11 protein-coding genes are annotated in these 15,911 nt (G+C 61.2%); all 11 read left to right on the plus strand.

The window, feature by feature from the left end; genetic code table 11:
- Positions 1-84 precede the first annotated feature (84 nt).
- The 11 genes from GTQ41_RS02140 to hemE all read left to right on the plus strand — a co-directional run bounded on the left by GTQ41_RS02140 (position 85) and on the right by hemE (position 15,884).
- Positions 85-1,149, plus strand: coding sequence for a pilus assembly protein PilM (locus GTQ41_RS02140; protein ID WP_047290890.1), 1,065 nt, complete (start codon positions 85-87; stop codon positions 1,147-1,149).
- Complete coding sequence (locus GTQ41_RS02145; protein WP_047290891.1) at positions 1,149-1,715, plus strand: PilN domain-containing protein; 567 nt, start codon at positions 1,149-1,151, stop codon at positions 1,713-1,715. The genes GTQ41_RS02140 and GTQ41_RS02145 overlap by 1 nt, the downstream gene beginning before the upstream one ends.
- Positions 1,712-2,335: a type 4a pilus biogenesis protein PilO gene (gene pilO / locus GTQ41_RS02150; RefSeq protein ID WP_047290892.1), complete on the plus strand. Its 624-nt coding sequence runs from the start codon at positions 1,712-1,714 to the stop codon at positions 2,333-2,335. The genes GTQ41_RS02145 and pilO overlap by 4 nt, the downstream gene beginning before the upstream one ends.
- Complete coding sequence (locus tag GTQ41_RS02155) at positions 2,332-2,859, plus strand: pilus assembly protein PilP (RefSeq protein ID WP_047290893.1); 528 nt, start codon at positions 2,332-2,334, stop codon at positions 2,857-2,859. The genes pilO and GTQ41_RS02155 overlap by 4 nt, the downstream gene beginning before the upstream one ends.
- A gap of 13 nt (positions 2,860-2,872) precedes the next feature.
- Positions 2,873-4,945 carry a type IV pilus secretin PilQ gene (pilQ, locus tag GTQ41_RS02160; RefSeq protein ID WP_047290894.1) on the plus strand — a complete coding sequence of 691 codons (2,073 nt, stop codon included), beginning with the start codon at positions 2,873-2,875 and terminating at the stop codon, positions 4,943-4,945.
- 4 nt (positions 4,946-4,949) lie between these two features.
- The gene (aroK, locus tag GTQ41_RS02165) at positions 4,950-5,468 is read left to right on the plus strand and encodes a shikimate kinase AroK (protein ID WP_027611316.1); all 519 of its coding nucleotides are present in this window, start codon (positions 4,950-4,952) and stop codon (positions 5,466-5,468) included.
- Positions 5,469-5,619: 151 nt separating this feature from the next.
- Complete coding sequence (gene aroB / locus GTQ41_RS02170) at positions 5,620-6,720, plus strand: 3-dehydroquinate synthase (protein WP_041074910.1); 1,101 nt, start codon at positions 5,620-5,622, stop codon at positions 6,718-6,720.
- Between the two features lie 10 nt (positions 6,721-6,730).
- Positions 6,731-8,320 (plus strand): AAA family ATPase, encoded by a 1,590-nt coding sequence (locus GTQ41_RS02175; protein ID WP_047290895.1) that lies wholly within the window; start codon positions 6,731-6,733, stop codon positions 8,318-8,320.
- Between the two features lie 351 nt (positions 8,321-8,671).
- Positions 8,672-13,117: a glutamate synthase large subunit gene (gene gltB, locus GTQ41_RS02180; RefSeq protein ID WP_047290896.1), complete on the plus strand. Its 4,446-nt coding sequence runs from the start codon at positions 8,672-8,674 to the stop codon at positions 13,115-13,117.
- A 33-nt stretch (positions 13,118-13,150) separates the two neighbouring features.
- Positions 13,151-14,569: an FAD-dependent oxidoreductase gene (locus GTQ41_RS02185; RefSeq protein ID WP_007909438.1), complete on the plus strand. Its 1,419-nt coding sequence runs from the start codon at positions 13,151-13,153 to the stop codon at positions 14,567-14,569.
- Between the two features lie 247 nt (positions 14,570-14,816).
- On the plus strand, positions 14,817-15,884 hold the full coding sequence (hemE, locus tag GTQ41_RS02190; protein WP_047290897.1) for a uroporphyrinogen decarboxylase: 1,068 nt from the start codon (positions 14,817-14,819) through the stop codon (positions 15,882-15,884).
- Positions 15,885-15,911 lie beyond the last annotated feature (27 nt).

Genomic DNA, 15,911 nt, shown 5'->3' on the forward strand with positions numbered 1-15,911 from the left:
TTTGCGCTTCTGTCAAGGCGGGGTGAAGGAACGCAATGCGTATTACAGAGTCCGTAACTCACGGAAAGTCATAGGGAATTGGTAGTGCTGGGACTCTTCAATAAAAAGACCAATGCGTTACTGGGGATCGACATCAGCTCCACTTCGGTGAAGCTTTTGGAACTGAGCCGTCAGGGTGACCGCTACCGCGTCGAGGCCTACGCGGTTGAGCCGCTGCCGCCCAACGCCGTGGTTGAAAAGAACATCGCCGAGCTCGAAGGCGTGGGCAATGCCTTGTCCCGCGTGCTGGTCAAGGCGCGGACCGGCCTCAAAAGCGTGGCGGTGGCGGTGGCCGGTTCAGCGGTGATTACCAAGATCATCGAGATGGATGCCGGGCTGACCGATGACGAACTGGAAAACCAGCTCAAGATCGAGGCCGATCAATACATCCCCTATCCGCTGGACGAGGTCGCCATCGATTTCGAGGTCCAGGGTGTGTCGCCGCGCAACCCGGAGCGGGTCAACGTGCTGCTGGCCGCCTGTCGCAAGGAGAATGTCGAAGTGCGCGAGGCAGCGCTGGCGCTGGCCGGGCTGACTGCGCGCGTGGTCGACGTCGAGGCCTACGCGCTGGAACGCTCGTTCGGCCTGCTCGCCACTCAATTGGCCGCCTCGCAGGAGCGCCTGACTGTCGCCGTGGTGGACATCGGCGCCACCATGACCACCCTCAGCGTCCTGCACAACGGCCGCATCATCTATACCCGCGAGCAACTGTTCGGTGGCCGGCAACTGACCGAGGAAATCCAGCGCCGCTACGGTCTGACCGTCGAGCAGGCCGGACTGGCGAAAAAGCAGGGCGGTCTGCCGGATGACTATGTCAGCGAGGTGTTGCAGCCATTCCGTGACGCCCTGGTGCAGCAGGTCTCGCGCTCATTGCAGTTCTTTTTCGCCTCCGGGCAGTACCATTCGGTCGATCATATTCTGCTGGCCGGCGGCACAGCCTCGGTACCGGGGCTGGATCGCCTGATCGAGCAGCGTCTGGGCACCCCGACCCAGGTCGCCAACCCGTTTTCCGACATGTCCTTGAGCAGCAAGGTCAACGCCGGGGCCCTGGCCAGTGACGCGCCGGCCCTGATGATCGCCTGCGGGCTCGCGCTCAGGAGTTTCGACTGATGGCGCGGATCAACCTTCTCCCCTGGCGTGAAGAGCGCCGCGAAGAGCGGCGCAAGCGCTTCCTGCTGATTCTCATCGGGGTCTTCGTCGGCTCGGTGGGCGCGGTATTTATCGCCGATCAGGTCTTCAGTACCGCCATCGAGCGGCAGGCCGCACGCAATGCCTACATCGGCAAACAGATTGCCGTGGTCGACGAACGAATCAAGCAGATCAGCGAACTCAAGGCGCGGCGCCAGCAACTGGTCGAGCGCATGCGCATCATCCAGGACTTGCAGGGCAACCGGCAGATCAGCGGGCGGATCTTCGACCAACTGGCGCGCACGCTGCCGGACGGGGTGTATTTCACCAGCGTGAAACTGGCCGGCAAGACGCTGTCGATCAGCGGCGCGGCGGAGTCGAACAATCGCGTTTCGGAGCTGATGCGCAATCTGGATGCCTCCGACTGGTTCGACGCGCCGAGTCTCAATGAAGTGAAAGCGACGACTGCCGGTCAGGTGGACCAGGCCAACGTCTTTCAGCTGACCGTTCGTCAGACCCAGCCGGCCGTGACGGAGGGCGACAAATGAAACCGTCCGAATGGCTGCAAAGTCTGCGCAATATCGACTTCAACGATCTGGACACCAGCAATATCGGCTCCTGGCCGGCCGCGGTGAAAAGCATCGCGGGAGTGTTCCTGGCGGTGCTGGTGCTGGCGCTTGGCTACAACTTCTTCATCAGCGACATGGAAAACCAGCTGGAAGCCAGGCGTCAGGAAGAAGACACCTTGAAAGAGCAATTCGCCAGCAAGGCGCGCATGGCCGCCAACCTGGAGCTGTACACCCAGCAGATGAAGGAGATGGAAAACACTTTTGGCGTGCTCCTGCGGCAGTTGCCCAGCGACACCGAAGTCCCGGGATTGCTCGAAGACATCACCCGCACCGGGCTGGGCAGCGGTCTCGAATTCGAAGAGATCAAACTGCTGCCGGAAGTGACTCAGCCGTTCTACATCGAGTTGCCGATCCAGATCACCGTCACCGGGGCTTACCACGACCTTGCGACGTTCGTCAGTGGGGTTGCCGGGTTGCCACGGATCGTCACGTTGCACGATTTCGAACTGGCACCTGCCAGCCCCGACGGCGGGACGAAGCTGCGTATGAACATCCTCGCCAAGACATACCGCTACAACGACAAGGGGTTGGACAAATGACCCCGATTCGTTTTTTCGCCCTGTCAGTGCTGTTGTTCGGCCTCAGTGGTTGCGGCAGCAGTGACGAGTTCAGTGACCTCGACGCTTACATGAACGAAGTACGTCTGCGGCCGGCCGGCCGGATCGAGCCGACGCCGACGTTTCATTCCTATCCCACGTTCACCTACAGCGCGGCCAACCTGCGCAGCCCGTTCTCGCGTCAGGTGCGAGTCGATCTGGCCGGGCACCAGCGCGGCTCGCGCAACGTCAAACCCGACCCCAACCGGGTCAAGCAATACCTCGAAGGTTTCAACATCGAGCAGTTTGAAATGGTCGGCACGATCTCCAATGCCTCCGGCTCCTTTGCGTTGCTGCGTGGGGCGGGCGGTGTGCATCGGTTGAAAGTCGGCGACTACCTGGGGCGCAACGATGGGCGCATTGTCGCTATCAGCGCCACTCAGGTCGATGTGGTCGAGATCGTGCCCGACGGCGAAGGCGCCTGGCTGGAACGTCCGCGCACCATTCCTTTGAAAGAGCACTCATAGTGGAAGTCGAACAATGAACAGGATTTTCTCCACCCTCGGTTTTTCGCTATGGATAGCGCTGCTTTCACCGATGGTTCAGGCGGCCAGTCTCCAGGCGCTGGATGTTGCGGCGTTACCGGGTGACCGTATCGAGTTGAAGCTGGCGTTTGACGGCCCGCCACCGCAACCCAAGGGCTACACCACCGAATCGCCGGCGCGAATCGCCCTGGATCTGCCGGGTGTCGCCAGCCAACTGACGAACAAGACCCGCGATCTGGGCAGCGGCAACGCCCGCAGTGCGACAGTGGTCGAAGCCAGCGACCGTACGCGTCTGATCATCAATCTGACGCAACTGACGCCGTATACCTCACGGGTCGAGGGCAACAATCTGTTCGTGGTGGTCGGGCAGGGTGCCAAGCCTGCTGCGCCAAGGCCTGCCGCTGCTGCGCCGCGACCGGTTGCGGCTCCGGCGAAGGCTTACACCCCTGCCGCCAAAACCATTCGTGGCGTCGATTTCCAGCGCGGTACTGCAGGGGAGGGGAATGTGGTCATCGACCTTTCCGACCCGACCATCGCCCCGGACATCCAGGAGCATGACGGCAAGATCATTCTCAGCTTTGCCCGCACCCAGTTGCCCGACAGGCTGCGGGTACGCCTCGACGTCAAGGACTTCGCCACCCCGGTGCAGTTCGTCAATGCCGCTGCCACTGGCGATCGTGCGGTCATCACCGTCGAACCCAGCGGCACGTTCGACTATTCCACCTACCAGACCGATAACAAGCTGACCGTCAGCATTCGCCCGATGACCGTCGATGATCTGCAAAAGCGCAATGCCGACCGCAACAGCTACAGCGGCGAAAAGCTTTCGCTGAATTTCCAGGACATCGACGTGCGCTCGGTGCTGCAACTGATCGCCGATTTCACCAACCTCAATCTGGTGGCCAGCGATACGGTGCAGGGCGGGATCACCTTGCGTCTGCAGAACGTGCCGTGGGACCAGGCGCTGGACCTGGTGCTGAAGACCAAGGGGCTGGATAAACGCAAGATCGGCAACGTGTTGCTGGTGGCGCCGGCCGACGAAATCGCCGCCCGCGAACGCCAGGAACTGGAATCGCAGAAGCAGATCGCTGAGTTGGCACCGCTGCGTCGCGAGCTGCTGCAAGTGAACTACGCCAAAGCGGCGGACATTGCCAAGCTGTTCCAGTCGGTCACCAGCGCCGAAGCGAAAATCGATGAACGCGGCTCGATCACGGTCGATGAACGGACCAACAACATCATTGCCTACCAGACCCAGGATCGCCTCGACGAACTGCGGCGGATCGTGGCGCAGCTGGATATCCCGGTGCGTCAGGTGATGATCGAAGCGCGGATCGTCGAAGCCAACGTTGATTACGACAAGAGCCTGGGCGTGCGCTGGGGCGGTTCGATCCAGAACAAGGGCAACTGGAACACCTCCGGGGTCAGTAACGGCACCTCGACCACCATCGGCACACCGGGCAGTACCAGCACCAACTCGCCGTTCGTCGACATGGGCACGGTCGGTAACACATCCGGGATCGGCATCGCTTTTATTACCGACAATGTGTTGCTCGATCTTGAGCTGACCGCCATGGAAAAGACCGGCAATGGTGAAATCGTCTCCCAGCCGAAAGTGGTTACCTCCGACAAGGAGACCGCGAAAATCCTCAAAGGCACCGAGATTCCGTACCAGGAAGCCAGCTCCAGCGGTGCGACGTCGGTGTCGTTCAAGGAGGCTTCGCTGTCGCTGGAAGTGACGCCGCAGATCACCCCCGACAACCGCATCATCATGGAGGTCAAGGTCACCAAGGACGAACCGGACTACCTGAACAAGGTGCAGGATGTGCCGCCGATCAAGAAGAACGAAGTCAACGCCAAAGTGCTGGTAAACGACGGTGAGACCATCGTGATTGGGGGCGTTTTCTCAAATACTCAAAGCAAGGTCGTAGATAAGGTGCCATTTCTTGGCGATGTGCCGTATCTTGGCCGCCTTTTCCGGCGTGATGTGGTTTCGGAGAAAAAATCCGAGCTGCTGGTATTTCTCACTCCGCGTATCATGAATAACCAGGCGATTGCTGTGAGTCGTTGATTCTGTGCGAAATTTGATTCTTGTAGGACCGATGGGCGCTGGAAAAAGCACCATCGGCCGGTTGCTGGCCAAAGAGCTGCGCCTGCCGTTCAAAGATTCCGACAAGGAAATTGAACTGCGCACGGGCGCCAATATCCCGTGGATCTTCGACAAGGAAGGCGAGCCCGGCTTTCGTGACCGTGAGCAGGCGATGATCGCCGAGCTGTGCGCGTTCGACGGCGTGGTGCTGGCGACCGGTGGCGGCGCGGTGATGCGTGATGCCAACCGCAAGGCCCTGCACGCGGGCGGACGGGTGGTGTATCTGCACGCCTCCGTCGAGCAGCAGGTCGGGCGTACGTCGCGCGATCGCAATCGTCCTTTGCTGCGCACCGCCGATCCGGCGAAAACCCTGCGTGACTTGCTGGAGATCCGCGATCCGCTCTATCGAGAGATCGCCGATCTGGTGGTGGAAACCGACGAACGGCCACCGCGCATGGTGGTGCTCGATATTCTCGACCGTCTGGCACAGCTTCCACCCCGTTAAAGCGCCGCCCGAAATGCGCTATCCTCGGCGTCCGGTCACCGCCGTCGAGGTTGTGGCGGATGGCGTGCGAGCGGCGTCACATCCGCTAAAGGTCGCGGACATCCAATAATTCAAGGCAGGACGCCTGCTTCCATCTTCACTGTGGGGACACATGCAGACACTCAAGGTCGATCTAGGCGAGCGCAGCTACCCGATTCATATTGGCGAAGGTTTGTTGGATCAGCCCGAGTTGCTGGCGCCGCATATCCACGGGCGGCAGGTGGCAATCATCTCCAACGAGACCGTGGCGCCGCTCTATCTCGAACGTCTGACCCGCAGTCTTGCGCCGTTCTCGGTGATTTCCGTGGTGTTGCCGGACGGCGAAGCCTTCAAGAACTGGGAAACCCTGCAACTGATCTTCGACGGCCTGCTGACCGCCCGTCATGACCGCCGCACCACGATCATCGCCCTCGGCGGCGGGGTCATCGGTGACATGGCCGGTTTTGCCGCCGCCTGCTATCAGCGCGGCGTTGATTTCATCCAGATTCCTACCACGCTGTTGTCCCAGGTCGATTCGTCGGTGGGCGGCAAGACCGGTATCAACCATCCGTTGGGCAAGAACATGGTTGGCGCGTTCTATCAGCCGAACGTCGTGCTGATCGATACCGCATCGCTGAAAACCCTGCCGGCGCGTGAGCTGTCGGCCGGTCTGGCCGAAGTCATCAAGTACGGGCTGATCTGCGACGAGCCGTTCCTGAGCTGGCTTGAAGAAAACATCGACGCCCTGCGCGCACTGGATCAGAAGGCCCTGACCTACGCCATCGAGCGTTCCTGCGCGGCCAAGGCTGCGGTGGTCGGTGCCGATGAGAAGGAAACCGGCGTGCGTGCCACGCTCAACCTCGGCCACACCTTCGGCCACGCCATCGAGACCCACATGGGCTATGGTGTCTGGTTGCATGGTGAGGCGGTCGCCGCTGGCACCGTGATGGCGCTGGACATGTCCGCGCGCCTGGGCTGGATCAGCGAACAGGAACGTGATCGCGGCATTCGTCTGTTCCAGCGTGCCGGTCTGCCGGTGATCCCGCCGGAAGAAATGACCGAAGCCGATTTTCTCGAACACATGGCAATTGATAAAAAAGTGATCGACGGTCGTCTGCGCCTGGTGCTGCTGCGCCGGATGGGCGAAGCGGTGGTGACCGCCGATTATCCGAAAGAGGTTCTACAGGCCACGCTGGGAGCGGATTACCGCGCTCTGGCTCAGCTTAAAGGTTAATAAGATTCCGATGACTAGTTTGCATGCCGACGAGGCGTTCCTCGGCCATTTCCAGTTAAGTCACGACCCTTTCGCGCCGCGGGTGCCGGGCTTCAAATTCTTCCCGGCCCAGCGCAAGCCGGTGCTGGGGCAACTGCACCATCTGGCGCGTTACAGCCAGTTGCTGCTGGTGGTCACTGGCCCGCAAGGCAGCGGCAAGACCCTGCTGCGCCAGGCGCTGGTAGCCAGCACCAACAAGCAATCGGTGCAAAGCGTTGTGGTAACGGCCCGTGGAGCGGGCGATGCCGCCGGCGTGCTGCGTCAGGTTGCTCAGGCGCTGGATGTTGGGCAGGCCGAGGTCGGCGCGATTCTGGCGCAAGTGGTGCAGTTGGCGCTGACCGGGCAGGAAGTCTATCTGTTGGTGGATGACGCCGAGCAGCTCGACGAATCTGCGCTCGAAGCGCTGATGGCGCTGGGTGCCGGTGCACCGGAAGGGCGTCCGCACGTGTTCCTGTTCGGTGAATCGTCGCTGATCGCGCAGCTCGAGGCCTTGCACCTCGAGGAAGAGCGCTTCCACGTCATCGAATTGCAGCCGTACACCGAAGAAGAGACCCGCGAATATCTCGACCAACGGCTCGAAGGTGCGGGCCGGGGTGTCGAACTTTTCACCGCGGATCAGATCTCTGAGATTCACGAAAGCTCGGAGGGTTGGCCTGGCAACATCAACCAGGTCGCTCGCGATGCACTGATCGAAGTCATGATTGCCAGCCGCTCTGCGGTCAAGCGTCCAAGTATGGGGTTCAACATGCCGAAGAAACACGTATTGGCGATTTCCGCCGTCGTTGTGGTCGCGGTTGCCGCCGCCTGGCTGATGCCGGGTCGCAACAAGGCACCAACCACCGGCGCACCTGCCAACGAACAGGCACAACTGCCGTTGGGCCAAGGCGCCAAGGGTGGCGCGCCGAACGTCGAGTTCGCCGGCAATACCCAGCCGATGCCGCTGCCGCTGGTCGGCAACTCGCAGCCGGTGATGCGCGGCCCGTTGGCTGAGGCCGCGGGCGGCATCACCGAAGGTGACGATGGCGTGCCGGTCGAAGGTTCCAGCGCGACGCCGCCAACCGTAACGACTTCCGCACCACCGGCAGGTGTTCCGGCCGGTCCAGCGCCGACGCCAGTACCTGTTCCGGCGGCCAAGCCGACCCCGGCACCGACTCAGGTCGCCACCGCCAAGCCTGCTCCGGCAGCGCCAGCGGCCAAACCGGCCCCGGCGCCGGCCAAGCCTGTTGCTGCCGCCAAACCGGCCGAGAAGCCGGTTACCGTGGCCAAGGCTGCCGGTGGCAGCTGGTACGCCGGTCAGCCGACCAGCAACTATGTGGTGCAGATCCTCGGCACCAGCTCCGAAGCGACCGCGCAGAACTTCGTCAAGGAGCAGGGCGGCGAGTACCGTTATTTCAAGAAAGTCCTCAACGGCAAGCCGCTCTACGTGATCACCTACGGCAACTTCGCCAATCGTGATGCAGCCGTTTCTGCCATCAAGGCCTTGCCAGCGAAGGTTCAGGCTGGTAAACCTTGGCCTCGCACTGTCGCCAGCGTCCAACAGGAACTGGCAACAACTCGCTGAAGATTCGGCGGCCTTACCCAGGCCGCCTCTCCAAGCACCTCAAAATTTCTACAAGTGCGCGCCGCCCCTACGGGTCGCGTGCCTTGTGGTGTCTGCGTCACAGTAGTCTTTGAGTCGTTGCAGTCAGAATTAAAAAAAGTTTTGACTAGCACAGCAGATCGCTTTAAACCTTTCACAAATGCGACATGAATTTGCGACATTTCGTCGTCAAATTTGTGAGCGTCTGTGTCGCTGTGTACAATGACCACCCTTTTGCCCCCGCAAAGCCGGCGTACGTTCGGCGCGGCAAGCAAGTGGTTGAATTGAAAAGAAATTTGCCTCGTAAAGAGGCAGCCTGGTGAGAAAGTGTCTATGAAAGCAGGTCTGTACCAACCAGATGAATTCAAGGATAACTGCGGTTTCGGCCTGATAGCCCATATGCAGGGCGAGCCCAGTCATACCCTTTTGCAAACGGCCATCGAGGCCCTGACCTGCATGACCCACCGCGGTGGGATTAATGCCGACGGCAAGACCGGTGACGGTTGCGGTCTGCTGATTCAAAAGCCTGACGCGTTCCTGCGGGCGATGGCCCAGGAAAACTTCAGCGTCGAGCTGCCCAAGCAATATGCCGTGGGCATGGTCTTCTTCAATCAGGATCCGGCCAAGGCCGAAGCCGCTCGCGAGAACATGAACCGCGAGATCCTCGCTGAAGGCCTGCAACTGATCGGCTGGCGCAAAGTGCCGATCGACACCAGCGTCCTCGGCCGCCTGGCCCTTGAGCGTCTGCCGCAAATCGAGCAGGTGTACATCGGCGGTGAAGGCCTGAGCGATCAGGACATGGCGGTCAAGCTGTTCAGCGCCCGTCGTCGCTCGTCGGTGGCCAACGCCGCCGACACCGACCACTACATCTGCAGCTTTTCGCACAAGACCATCATCTATAAAGGTTTGATGATGCCGGCCGACCTGGCCGCGTTCTATCCGGACCTGGGTGACCAGCGCCTGCAAACCGCAATCTGCGTGTTCCACCAGCGCTTCTCCACCAACACCCTGCCGAAATGGCCGCTGGCCCAGCCATTCCGCTTCCTCGCGCACAACGGCGAGATCAACACCATTACCGGTAACCGCAACTGGGCGCAGGCCCGTCGGACCAAGTTCACCAACGATCTGATGGATCTGGAAGAACTCGGGCCGCTGGTCAACCGTGTCGGTTCCGACTCCTCGAGCATGGACAACATGCTCGAACTGATGGTCACCGGTGGCATCGACCTGTTCCGTGGCGTGCGGATGATCATTCCGCCAGCGTGGCAGAACGTTGAAACCATGGACCCGGATCTGCGAGCGTTCTACGAGTACAACTCGATGCACATGGAGCCGTGGGACGGTCCGGCTGGCGTGGTAATGACCGACGGTCGTTACGCGGTGTGCCTGCTCGACCGTAACGGTCTGCGTCCGGCGCGCTGGGTCACCACCACCAACGGCTTCATCACCGTTGCGTCGGAAATCGGCGTCTGGAATTACCAGCCGCAAGACGTGATCGCCAAGGGCCGTGTCGGCCCGGGCCAGATCCTCGCCGTGGACACCGAAACCGGGCAGATCCTTGACACCGACGCGATCGACAACCGTCTGAAGTCCCGTCATCCGTACAAGCAATGGCTGCGCAAGAACGCTCTGCGCATCCAGGCGACCATGGAAGACAACGACCACGGTTCGGCGTTCTACGACGTCGATCAGCTCAAGCAATACATGAAGATGTATCAGGTCACGTTCGAAGAGCGTGATCAGGTGCTGCGTCCGCTTGGCGAACAGGGCTACGAAGCCGTGGGTTCGATGGGCGACGACACGCCGATGGCCGTGCTGTCGCAGCGCGTGCGCACGCCGTACGACTATTTCCGCCAGCAGTTCGCGCAGGTCACCAACCCGCCGATCGACCCGCTGCGTGAAGCGATCGTGATGTCGCTGGAAATCTGCCTCGGTGCGGAGCGCAACATCTTCCAGGAATCGCCGGAGCACGCCTCGCGCGTGATCCTCAGCTCGCCAGTGATCTCGCCGGCCAAGTGGCGCTCGCTGATGAACCTCGACCGCCCGGGTTTCGAGCGGCAGATCATCGACCTCAACTACGACGAAAGCGTCGGCCTCGAAGCGGCGATCCGCAACGTTGCCGATCAGGCTGAAGAAGCCGTGCGTGCCGGGCGTACCCAGATCGTCCTGAGTGACCGCCATATTGCTCCGGGCAAGCTGCCGATCCACGCTTCGCTGGCCACCGGCGCGGTGCACCACCGCCTGACCGAAAAAGGCCTGCGCTGCGACTCCAACATCCTCGTGGAAACCGCGACCGCCCGCGATCCGCATCACTTTGCGGTGTTGATCGGTTTCGGCGCCTCGGCGGTCTATCCGTTCCTGGCCTACGAAGTGCTGGGCGACCTGATCCGTACCGGTGAAGTGCTGGGTGACCTCTACGAGGTGTTCAAGAACTACCGCAAGGGCATCACCAAAGGTCTGTTGAAGATCCTGTCGAAGATGGGCATCTCGACCATCGCGTCCTATCGCGGTGCACAGCTGTTCGAAGCCATCGGTCTGTCCGAAGAAGTGTGCGAGCTGAGCTTCCGTGGCGTGCCGAGCCGCATCAAGGGTGCGCGTTTCGTCGACATCGAAGCCGAGCAGAAAGCACTGGCCACCGAAGCCTGGAGTCCGCGCAAGCCGATCCAGCAGGGTGGTCTGCTGAAGTTCGTCCACGGTGGCGAATATCACGCGTACAACCCGGACGTGGTCAACACCTTGCAAGCCGCTGTGCAGCAGGGCGACTACGCCAAGTTCAAGGAATACACCTCGCTGGTGGACAACCGTCCGGTGTCGATGATCCGTGACCTGTTCAAGGTCAAGACCCTCGATACGCCGCTGGACATCAGTGAAGTCGAACCGCTGGAGTCGGTGCTCAAGCGCTTCGACTCCGCCGGTATCTCGCTGGGCGCCCTGTCGCCGGAAGCTCACGAAGCCCTGGCCGAAGCCATGAACCGCCTCGGTGCGCGTTCCAACTCCGGCGAAGGCGGCGAAGACCCGGCGCGCTACGGCACCATCAAGAGCTCGAAAATCAAGCAGGTCGCGACCGGCCGTTTCGGTGTCACTCCGGAATACCTGGTCAACGCCGAAGTGCTGCAGATCAAGGTGGCTCAGGGCGCCAAACCGGGCGAGGGCGGGCAACTGCCGGGCGGTAAGGTTAACGGGCTGATCGCCAAGCTGCGTTATGCAGTGCCGGGCGTGACCCTGATTTCGCCACCGCCGCACCACGACATCTACTCGATCGAAGACTTGTCGCAACTGATCTTTGACCTGAAACAGGTTAACCCGAAGGCGCTGGTCTCGGTGAAACTGGTAGCGGAAGCAGGCGTCGGCACCATCGCCGCCGGTGTGGCCAAGGCCTACGCGGACTTGATCACCATCTCCGGCTACGACGGTGGTACCGGTGCTTCGCCACTGACCTCGATCAAATACGCGGGCGCTCCGTGGGAACTCGGCCTGGCTGAAACCCACCAGACCCTGCGCGGCAACGACCTGCGCGGCAAAGTCCGGGTGCAGACCGACGGTGGCCTGAAAACCGGCCTCGACGTGATCAAGGCCGCGATCCTCGGCGCCGAAAGCTTCGGCTTCGGTACTGCGCCGATGATCGCGCTGGGCTGCAAATACCTGCGTATCTGCCACCTGAACAACTGCGCCACCGGCGTCGCGACCCAGAACGAGAAGCTGCGCAAGGATCACTACATCGGCACCGTCGACATGGTGGTGAACTTCTTCACCTACGTCGCCGAAGAAACCCGTGAGTGGCTGGCCAAGCTCGGCGTGCGCTCGCTCGAAGAGCTGATCGGTCGCACCGATCTGCTGGAGGTCCTCGAAGGCCAGACCGCCAAGCAGCATCACCTGGATCTGACCCCCCTGCTGGGCAGCGATCACATCCCGGCGGACAAACCGCAATTCTGCGGCGTTGAGCGCAACCCGCCATTCGACCAGGGCCTGCTGGCCGAGAAAATGGTCGACATGGCGACGTCGGCGATCAATGACCTCAGCGGCGCCGAGTTCGATCTGGACATCTGCAACTGCGACCGTTCGATCGGTGCGCGGATCTCCGGCGAAATCGCGCGCAAGCACGGCAATCAGGGCATGGCCCATGCGCCGATCACCTTCCGCTTCAAAGGGACGGCCGGTCAGAGCTTCGGCGTGTGGAACGCCGGCGGTCTGAACATGTACCTGGAAGGCGACGCCAACGACTACGTCGGCAAAGGCATGACCGGCGGCAAACTGGTCATCGTGCCGCCGAAGGGCAGCGTCTATCAGACTCAGAACAGCGCCATCATCGGCAACACCTGCCTGTACGGCGCCACCGGCGGCAAGCTGTTCGCTGCCGGCACCGCAGGCGAGCGTTTTGCCGTGCGTAACTCCGGTGCCCACACGGTTGTGGAAGGCACTGGCGATCACTGCTGCGAGTACATGACCGGTGGTTTCGTCTGCGTCCTGGGCAAGACCGGTTACAACTTCGGCTCTGGCATGACCGGTGGTTTCGCCTACGTGCTCGACCAGGACAACACCTTCGTTGACCGGGTCAACCACGAACTGGTGGAAATCCAGCGGATCAGCGGCGAGGCGATGGAAGCCTACCGCAGCCACTTGCAGAACGTGCTGAACGAGTACGTCAAGGAAACCGAGAGCGAGTGGGGTCGTGAACTCGCCGAGAACCTTGATGACTACCTGCGTCGTTTCTGGCTGGTCAAGCCTAAGGCTGCCAACCTGAAATCGTTGCTTTCCAGCACTCGTGCCAACCCGCAGTGATATGCGCCTGAAGAGTTTGATGAGGTTTTAACAATGGCTGAACGTCTGAATAACGACTTCCAGTTCATCGATGTCGGGCGCAAGGATCCGAAGAAGAAACTGTTGCGTCAACGCAAGAAAGAGTTCGTCGAGATCTACGAACCGTTCAAACCCCAGCAGTCGGCCGACCAGGCCCACCGCTGCCTGGGTTGCGGCAACCCGTATTGCGAATGGAAGTGCCCGGTGCACAACTTCATTCCCAACTGGCTGAAGCTGGTGGCCGAGGGCAACATCCTCCAGGCCGCCGAATTGTCGCACCAGACCAACACCCTGCCGGAAGTCTGCGGCCGGGTCTGTCCGCAGGATCGTCTGTGCGAGGGTGCCTGCACCCTCAACGACGGTTTCGGCGCGGTGACCATCGGTTCGGTCGAGAAGTACATCACCGACACCGCGTTCGCCATGGGCTGGCGCCCGGACATGTCCAAGGTCAAGCCGACCGGCAAGCGTGTCGCGATCATCGGTGCAGGCCCGGCGGGTCTGGGTTGTGCTGACGTGCTGGTGCGTGGCGGCGTGACCCCGGTGGTGTTCGACAAGAACCCGGAAATCGGTGGTCTGCTGACCTTCGGCATTCCCGAGTTCAAGCTTGAGAAGACCGTGCTGAGCAATCGCCGCGAAGTCTTCACCGGCATGGGCATCGAGTTCCGCCTCAACACCGAGGTCGGCAAGGACGTGACCATGGAGCAACTGCTCGCCGAATACGATGCCGTATTCATGGGCATGGGCACCTACACCTACATGAAGGGCGGCTTTGCCGGTGAGGATCTGCCGGGCGTCTACGACGCGCTGGACTTCCTGATCGCCAACGTCAACCGCAACCTGGGCTTTGAAAAGTCGCCGGAAGATTTCGTCGACATGAAAGGCAAGAAGGTTGTGGTGCTCGGTGGTGGCGACACGGCGATGGACTGCAACCGCACCTCGATCCGCCAAGGCGCCAAGTCGGTGACTTGCGCCTATCGTCGTGACGAAGCGAACATGCCCGGCTCGCGCAAAGAGGTGAAGAACGCCAAGGAAGAAGGCGTGAAATTCCTCTACAACCGTCAGCCGATCGCGATCGTCGGTGAAGACAAGGTCGAAGGTGTGAAGGTGGTCGAGACCCGTCTCGGCGAACCGGACGCCCGTGGCCGCCGCAGCCCCGAGCCGATTCCAGGCTCCGAAGAGATCATCCCGGCCGACGCCGTGGTCATCGCCTTCGGTTTCCGTCCAAGCCCGGCACCGTGGTTCGAACAGTTCGAAATCCAGACCGACAGCCAGGGCCGCGTCGTTGCGCCTGAGCAGGGTCAGTACAAGCACCAGACCAGCAACCCGAAAATCTTCGCCGGTGGCGACATGGTGCGCGGTTCCGACCTGGTGGTGACGGCGATCTTCGAAGGGCGCAATGCTGCTGAAGGGATCCTCGATTACCTGGGCGTCTGATCAACTTCCAATATTGGAATGCAATACCTGTGGGAGCTGGCTTGCCAGCGATAGCATCACCTCGGTCAATCTGACAAAACGAGGTGTCTGCATCGCTGGCAAGCCAGCTCCCACAGTGCTTTGTGTTACTGCAAAAATTTGCATTCCAACGCAATAAATTGACCCGATAGACAAAAGGCTGACCTGCATCCGTGCCTTTTGCGTCGCGCTCTGAGAAAATGCCCGCACTTTTTTTCCGGATGCCGACATGACTGCCCTGAAGAACGACCGTTTCCTCCGCGCCCTGCTCAAGCAACCCGTTGACGTCACCCCGGTGTGGATGATGCGCCAGGCCGGCCGCTACCTGCCTGAATACCGCGCCAGCCGTGCCCAGGCCGGTGATTTCATGAGCCTGTGCATGAATCCGGAATTCGCTTGCGAAGTCACGATGCAACCGCTCGACCGCTACCCGCAACTGGACGCGGCGATCCTGTTTTCCGACATCCTCACCATTCCCGATGCCATGGGCCAGGGCCTGTACTTCGAGACCGGTGAAGGCCCGCGCTTCAAGAAAGTCGTCAGCACCCTGGCCGACATCGAAGCGTTGCCGATCCCTGATCCACACAAGGATCTCGGCTATGTGATGGACGCGGTCAGCACCATCCGCCGCGAGCTGAACGGCCGTGTGCCGCTGATCGGCTTCTCCGGCAGCCCGTGGACCTTGGCGACCTACATGGTCGAAGGCGGCTCGTCGAAAGACTTCCGCAAAACCAAGGCGATGCTCTACGACAACCCGCAAGCCATGCACCTGCTGCTGGATAAACTCGCGCAGTCGGTCACCAGTTACCTCAACGGCCAGATCCAGGCCGGCGCGCAAGCGGTGCAGATCTTCGATACCTGGGGTGGCAACCTGTCGGCGGCGGCGTATCAGGAATTCTCCCTGGCCTACATGAAGAAAATCGTCAGCGGCCTGATTCGCGAACACGACGGGCGCAAGGTGCCGGTGATCCTCTTCACCAAGAACGGCGGCCTGTGGCTGGAAAGCATCGCCGAGGCCGGCGCCGACGCACTGGGCCTGGACTGGACCTGCGACATCGGCAACGCCCGCGCCCGTGTTGGCGACAAGGTGGCGCTGCAAGGCAACATGGACCCGACCGTGCTCTACGCCAAACCGGAAGCGATCCGCACCGAAGTCGGGCGCATTCTGGCCAGCTACGGCAAGGGCAGCGGCCACGTGTTCAACCTCGGCCACGGCATCACCCCAGAGGTCGATCCGGAGCATGCGGGCGCGTTCCTGCGTGCGGTGCACGAGTTGTCAGCGCAGTATCACGAGTGATCGACGCCCAATAAAAAACGCCCGGCC

It is taken from the genome of Pseudomonas sp. AN-B15 (assembly GCF_019056475.1).
In the GTDB taxonomy this organism is placed as follows: Bacteria; Pseudomonadota; Gammaproteobacteria; order Pseudomonadales; family Pseudomonadaceae; genus Aquipseudomonas; species Aquipseudomonas parakoreensis.

Coding starts and splice junctions, on each gene's coding strand:
- pilQ (WP_047290894.1), top strand. CDS start 2,873: ATGAACAGGATTTTCTCCACCCTCGGTTTTTCGCTATGGATAGCGCTG.
- GTQ41_RS02155 (WP_047290893.1), top strand. CDS start 2,332: ATGACCCCGATTCGTTTTTTCGCCCTGTCAGTGCTGTTGTTCGGCCTC.
- hemE (WP_047290897.1), top strand. CDS start 14,817: ATGACTGCCCTGAAGAACGACCGTTTCCTCCGCGCCCTGCTCAAGCAA.
- GTQ41_RS02175 (WP_047290895.1), top strand. CDS start 6,731: ATGACTAGTTTGCATGCCGACGAGGCGTTCCTCGGCCATTTCCAGTTA.
- pilO (WP_047290892.1), top strand. CDS start 1,712: ATGAAACCGTCCGAATGGCTGCAAAGTCTGCGCAATATCGACTTCAAC.
- GTQ41_RS02185 (WP_007909438.1), top strand. CDS start 13,151: ATGGCTGAACGTCTGAATAACGACTTCCAGTTCATCGATGTCGGGCGC.
- GTQ41_RS02145 (WP_047290891.1), top strand. CDS start 1,149: ATGGCGCGGATCAACCTTCTCCCCTGGCGTGAAGAGCGCCGCGAAGAG.
- gltB (WP_047290896.1), top strand. CDS start 8,672: ATGAAAGCAGGTCTGTACCAACCAGATGAATTCAAGGATAACTGCGGT.
- aroB (WP_041074910.1), top strand. CDS start 5,620: ATGCAGACACTCAAGGTCGATCTAGGCGAGCGCAGCTACCCGATTCAT.